The organism is Leptolyngbya sp. PCC 6406 (assembly GCF_000332095.2).
Lineage (GTDB): Bacteria > Cyanobacteriota > Cyanobacteriia > Phormidesmidales > Phormidesmidaceae > PCC-6406.
In genome coordinates this window covers 773,260-778,943 of sequence record NZ_KI913949.1, presented here as the reverse complement: position 1 = coordinate 778,943, position 5,684 = coordinate 773,260, and the positions used below count along the sequence as shown (strand labels likewise).

The following is a 5,684-nucleotide window of genomic DNA, read 5'->3' as shown; positions in this document are numbered from 1 at the left end:
GCCCCTTGTTCCCCGAATTGCCATCAAGTTGAGCTGTACCTCATCCATTAGGGAACCGCTATATCTGCCAATGATTGATTGACTCACTACTGGGCTGTCGCTAGGTTTTGCGCCGCAAAGTCCCAGTTCACCAGGCTACCCAAGAATGCGCTGATGTAGTCAGGACGCTTGTTTTGATAGTCCAGATAATAGGCATGTTCCCAAACATCCATCGTCAGTAGCGGGACTTGTCCACTCGTTAGAGGATTGTCGGCATTCAAGGTTTTGGTGACCTTAAGGGTTCTCCCCTCTAGGACTAGCCAAGCCCAGCCACTACCAAATTGAGTTGCTCCGGCCTGTTTAAAGGCGTCGGCAAAGGCATCGAAGCTACCAAAATCGGCATCAATTTTTTTTCCTAGGTCGCCGGTGGGCTGCCCCCCGCCACCAGGTTTGATGCTGTTCCAGTAGAAGGTATGGTTCCAAGCTTGGGCGGCATTGTTAAAGATGCCACTCTTGGCCGAATCTCCAGCAATAGCCTTGATGACGGCTTCAATGGGCTGGTGGTCAAGATCAGTGCCCTTGACAGCATCGTTGAATTTGGTGACGTAGGCTGCGTGGTGCTTGTCGTGGTGAAACTCCAATGTGCTTTTGGAAATGAAGGGTTCCAAAGCGGTGTAGTCGTAGGGCAACGCGGGTAGCTCGTATGCCATAACGGTAGCAATCTCCTCTCATTGAGCGAATTAGGGCAGGGATACAATTAATGTATGCGACCGATGTCTTCTGCATGGGGGCTGGAATTTAGAGACCAGCGCCCTCCTAGGCACGATACCGCAGTTGTACGGAAGCCGCCTATCCACCCAGGGGGTATCGGTTGGGTCTAATTGAAGGAGAGAAAAACCGGATAGAAGGGCAGCAAGGAACGCTCCGCTCCGCCACCTGGTGGGATGTGTTGTTGTGGCTAGGCCGACGGCGGCGGCGGTGGCGGGTGACGGGGGAATCTATGGTGCCTCTGTTACAGCCGGGGGAAGAGGTGCTGATGAATCCCCATGCCTATCGCGATGGTCAGAGACCGGCCCAAAGGGGCCATCGCCATCCTCGACCCGGTGAAATTGTAGTGGCCCGCCATCCCCAGCGGCCCGATTGCTTTCCCCTGATTAAGCGAGTCAGGATTGTGGCATCGGACGGACGCTGTCATCTCGAAGGGGACAATGGGGCCGCCAGCACGGACAGCCGCCAGTTTGGCCTCGTACCTCCCCAAGACATCTTGGGCCAAGTGGTGTGCCGATTTCCCTAGTACTGGGCGGCGGAAATATCCTTGCCGTTTTCTAACGACGAGGCAGAGCCTCGGTGAGGATTCCCAGGCAGAGCCTGGGAACCAGGAAAGAGGTTTCGTAGGGTGCAATGCACCGTCTAGGAGAAATGGACACAGGATTTCTGCCACCCAGTACTAGTACCGGGTGGCGGAAGTGTCCTTGCCATCGCGAAATGCCAGTAGGCGATATAGCTTAGGCTCATAGGACTTAATAGTAAGGCGATTTCAGCCAGCCGGTACTAGTACCGTAGGGCGTAAATCCTGTGACCATTTCCCCTAGGCATTGCCTTTCTGCGGTGCATTGCTTCGCGTGGGCGAAGCCGCGCCTTAGCGCTATGCACCCTACGGGAAATTCAAAATTCAAAACTTAAAATTCCTGTCACCCCCACTCCCCCACCTTTAACTAGGCCGACACCGTCACACCGCGCCAGAAGGCTACATAGTCCTTGATTTTCTTGGCCGCATCCTTGGGTTCGGGATAGTACCAGGCGGCGTCAGGATTGGTTTCCCCATTCACCGCCAGGGTGTAGTAGCTGGCGGTACCTTTCCAGCCACACACCGTATGGGTCTGGCTGGGCTGAAAATATTCCGAGTGAATCGCATCGGGGGGAAAGTAGTAGTTGCCTTCAACCTGTTCACAGCGATCGCTTTCCGCCACGGTCACCCCGTTCCATACTGCCTTAGCCATAGCTCACCTCTGGTTCTGTGTTGGGGAAAACTGGTCTTTCCCTACAGCATAAAGGGGGCGAAGGACTTGAGCTAGGGGCTGTGGACAATCTAAGGCAGATTCCTAGTTATGGGGCGGTTACAGCCCCTAGTACTGGGCGGCGGAAATACCCTGACCGTTCCATCGTGGTACACCTCGGCCCCTCACCGTTCGGCTGAGCGTTCGACTGAGCTCACGCCGAAGTCTCACGCCGAAGCCCTAGCCCTCTCCCAAGGGGAGAGGGAACCGGAAAATGTTGGGCTGGTGCGACAATAATGGGCTGATTTACGCCCTGCGGTACTAGCTTGATGCCGTAGGGTGGGCGTGGTCATGCCTACCCCGCAAGGGTTTCCTCGTTGATTGTCCATACGCCCTAGGACTGTCGAGTTTCCAGGTCTGCCTCGGCTTCATGGGCGATGGCTCGCAAGGTATCCAATAAATCCTCCGAAACCTGCTGCCATAATCCCCGTTGATGGGCCTCCAGCAGGCGTTCCGCCATATCTCGCAGTGCCCAGGGGTTCGCTTGGCGCACAAATTCCTGCACTGGGGGATCTAAGAGATAGGCTTCCGCCACCCCGGTGTACATGTGGTCCGCGACACAGTGGGCGGTGGCATCGTAGGCAAAGAGGTAATCCACTGTGGCCGCCATTTCAAAGGCTCCCTTATAGCCGTGGCGCATTACCCCGGCAATCCATTTGGGGTTGACCACGCGGGAGCGATAGACGCGGGTGATTTCCTCCGTCAGCGATCGCACTTTGGGATTCTCCACCACCGCATTGTCCCCAAAGTAGGTGGTGGGCTGTTGGCCTGATACCGTCCGCACCGCCGCCGTGAGTCCCCCCTGGAACTGGTAGTAGTCGTCGGAGTCCAGCAGGTCATGTTCTCGGTTGTCCTGGTTGTGGAGCACCACCTGCATCTGGGCCAAACGGGCGGAGAAGGCTTCTGGGGCGGCGGCACTGGTGCCTTGGACACCGTAGGCGTAGCTGCTCCAGTTGATATAGGCGCGGGCTAGATCCCTGTCGTCCTGCCAATTTTGGGCTTCGATCAATCCTTGTAACCCCGCCCCGTAGGCTCCCGGTTTAGAGCCAAAGACGCGATAGCGCGATCGCAACTCCGCCGTTGCCAAATCCAATCCTTGAGCCTGTCCCTGGGCCGTTTCTTGACGCACCCTGACCGCCAGGGGATTCTCCTCCGGGGGTTCCTCCAAATCCGCCACCGCCATCACGGCCTGATTGAAGAGATCAATCAAGTTGGGGAAGGCATCTCGAAAGAAGCCAGAAATCCGCAGGGTGACATCTACCCGAGGCCGCCCCAGGAGGGAGACGGGCAGAATCTCGAAATCCACCACCCGTCGGCTAGGGCCATCCCACACCGGGCGCACCCCCAGCAAGGCCAGGGCTTCCGCCAGGTCATCGCCCCCCGTTCGCATGGTGGCGGTGCCCCATAGAGACAGCCCCAGGGCGGTGGGATATTCGCCCTGTTCTTGGGTATAGCGCTCTACTACGACCTCCGCTGCCTTCCGTCCCACGTCCCAGGCGCTCTCGGTGGGGATGGCACGAATGTCTACGGAGTAGAAGTTGCGCCCGGTGGGCAGGACATCGGGACGATTGCGGGTAGGGGCTCCGGCGGGGCCGCTGGGGACATAGTGGCCCCCTAGCCCCTTCAGTAGGTTGCCGATTTCCTGGGGGGTGGCCTGGAGGGCGGGCAAGAGGGTCTGGCGGATCCAGGCCAGTTCTTGTGCGATCGCGGGGGTTTCCACCGTCCTACGGATATGGGGTGCTAGTAGGGTGGGTGCAGTGTCAACGGAACCCAACCCAGGGGGCTGCTGTTGGGTTCCACTCCGTTCCACCCCACCTACGGGATGTGTCGGTTGTTGGTCTGGAGGGGACACAGTAGGGTGGGCACTGCCCACCAAATCCGTCGCACCCCCCATTCCTGCTTCTCCCTCAGCCTGAAGCAACTCTGCCACTATTCCTGCTGCCCGCCCCTCCAACAAGGCCACAACATCCCCAGCAGTGCGGCACCCTTGCAAGCCATCGGGCCAAGCCTCCCGCTGTTCAGGCTCAAACGGAGATCCCAAATCCACCGTGAGGGGATCCAGGTCTAACCCTAAATCCTGGGCGATGGCGCGGGTTAACCCCACCCGATCGCGGCTGGGATGACGTGCGATCGCAATGATCAAATCCCGCAATTGCTGTCCCGTGGGGCATTGACCAAAGATGTGGAGTCCATCGCGGATTTGGGCTTCTTTGAGGTCGCAGAGGTAGCCGTCTAGTTGGGGCAGCAGGGTTTGCAGATCGGGTTTCTTCCCCCTGCTGCCGGAGCCCTCACCCCTGCCCCTCTCCCACGGGGAGAGGGGTTCTGAGGTAGGGACGAACGGCTGTTCGCCCTGCTGCGGGATCAACGGCTGTTCGCCTTGCTGCGGGATCAGGGCGAGATCTTCCGCGAGGTGGGTGTCGGCGAGGAGGGTGAGGATGCGATCGCGGATCACCGGCAGGCGAGTGGGGTCCAAACTTTGGGCTTCGTAATACTCATCCACCAGCCCCTCTAGGGCTTGCAGGGGACCGTAGAGTTCTGCCCGTGTTAGGGGTGGGGTGAGGTGGTCCAGGATTACCGCTTGGGCACGGCGTTTGGCCTGAGCCCCCTCCCCCGGATCATTGACAATGAAGGGATAGAAATGGGGCATCGGCCCCAGAGCAATTTCGGGATAGCAGGTGGCGGCTAGGCCCACCCCCTTCCCCGGTAGCCATTCCAAATTGCCGTGTTTGCCCACATGGACGATGGCCTGGGCCGAGAAGGACTGCCGCAGCCAGAGGTAAAAGGCCAGGTAGGCGTGGGTGGGCTCCAGATCCGGGGCGTGGTAGTTCAAACTGGGGTCGCGATCGTAGCCCCGACTGGGCTGGACACCGACAAAGATGTGACCCAGTTGCAAGCCCGCGATGGGAAAGGCCAAGGGCACAGGAGGCTGGGGAGAATCGGCCCAAAGCTGGGCCAGTTCTGCCTCGGGGGTGCCCCAGCGGGTCTCTAGGGCGACGCGAACCGTTTCCGGCAGGGTGTCATACCAGCGCTGGTAGTCGGCTAGGGGCAAAGTTTGCCCCACCGGGCGCAGACCATAGGATTCGGAGTCGTTGGTGCGTCCCGCCGTCAACCGCTGAATCAACTCATCCCCGGTGTTAGGAATCTCAGCCACGGTGTAGCCCGCCTGGGCTAGGGCCTGCAAAATCTCGACACAGCTCTGGGGCGTATCCAACCCCACCCCATTGGCCAAACGGCCATCCCGGTTGGGATAGTTGGCCAAAATCAGCGCCACCCGCCGCTCGGAGGCCGGAGTGCGGCGCAGATCCACCCAGCGGGCAGCGAGATCGGCAACGAATTGAATGCGATCGTCCACGGGGGCATAGGTGACCACATCCATCTCTAGGGCAGCACTGCGCTGCTGACTGGTTTTGAAGGACACGGCACGGGTGATGATGCGGCCATCCACCTCCGGCAGGGCCACATTCATGGCGATGTCGCGGGGCATCAATCCCATGGGGTGCTGTTGCCAAGCCGCCTCGGTGCCACCGCTGAGGATGACCTGGAGTACGGGCACGTCCAGCGCCTCCCATAGATCTAGGCGGGGGGTGGCTCCGTCGAGTTTGGCGAGGGAGAAGCTGGTGGTGTTGAGGAGGAGGAGGGTGGGGGTAT

General features: G+C 59.4%; 4 protein-coding genes. 1 reads left to right on the top strand and 3 read right to left on the bottom strand.

The genetic code is table 11. The annotated features are described in order from the left end of the window. Nucleotides 1–86: 86 nt before the first annotated feature. On the bottom strand, nucleotides 87–689 hold the full coding sequence (locus LEP6406_RS0203595) for a superoxide dismutase (protein ID WP_008315275.1): 603 nt from the start codon (nucleotides 687–689) through the stop codon (nucleotides 87–89). A gap of 161 nt (nucleotides 690–850) precedes the next feature. On the opposite strand from LEP6406_RS0203595, the gene sodX reads away from it, so the two are divergent. Continuing rightward, nucleotides 851–1,273, top strand: coding sequence for a nickel-type superoxide dismutase maturation protease (gene sodX / locus LEP6406_RS0203590; RefSeq protein WP_008315273.1), 423 nt, complete (start codon nucleotides 851–853; stop codon nucleotides 1,271–1,273). Between the two features lie 421 nt (nucleotides 1,274–1,694). Here the strand turns inward: sodX and LEP6406_RS0203585 are convergent, their stop codons facing one another. Both LEP6406_RS0203585 and cobN read right to left on the bottom strand, forming a co-directional pair. After that, complete coding sequence (locus LEP6406_RS0203585; protein ID WP_008310882.1) at nucleotides 1,695–1,979, bottom strand: DUF427 domain-containing protein; 285 nt, start codon at nucleotides 1,977–1,979, stop codon at nucleotides 1,695–1,697. 391 nt (nucleotides 1,980–2,370) lie between these two features. Further along, nucleotides 2,371–5,684 (bottom strand): cobaltochelatase subunit CobN (gene cobN / locus LEP6406_RS31855; RefSeq protein ID WP_036028136.1); only part of this gene is annotated, 3,314 nt, incomplete at its 5' end.

What these genes read in the sequence shown, in the direction of transcription:
- LEP6406_RS0203595 (WP_008315275.1), bottom strand. Translation starts at nt 689, where the DNA reads ATGGCATACGAGCTACCCGCGTTGCCCTACGACTACACCGCTTTGGAA.
- LEP6406_RS0203585 (WP_008310882.1), bottom strand. Translation starts at nt 1,979, where the DNA reads ATGGCTAAGGCAGTATGGAACGGGGTGACCGTGGCGGAAAGCGATCGC.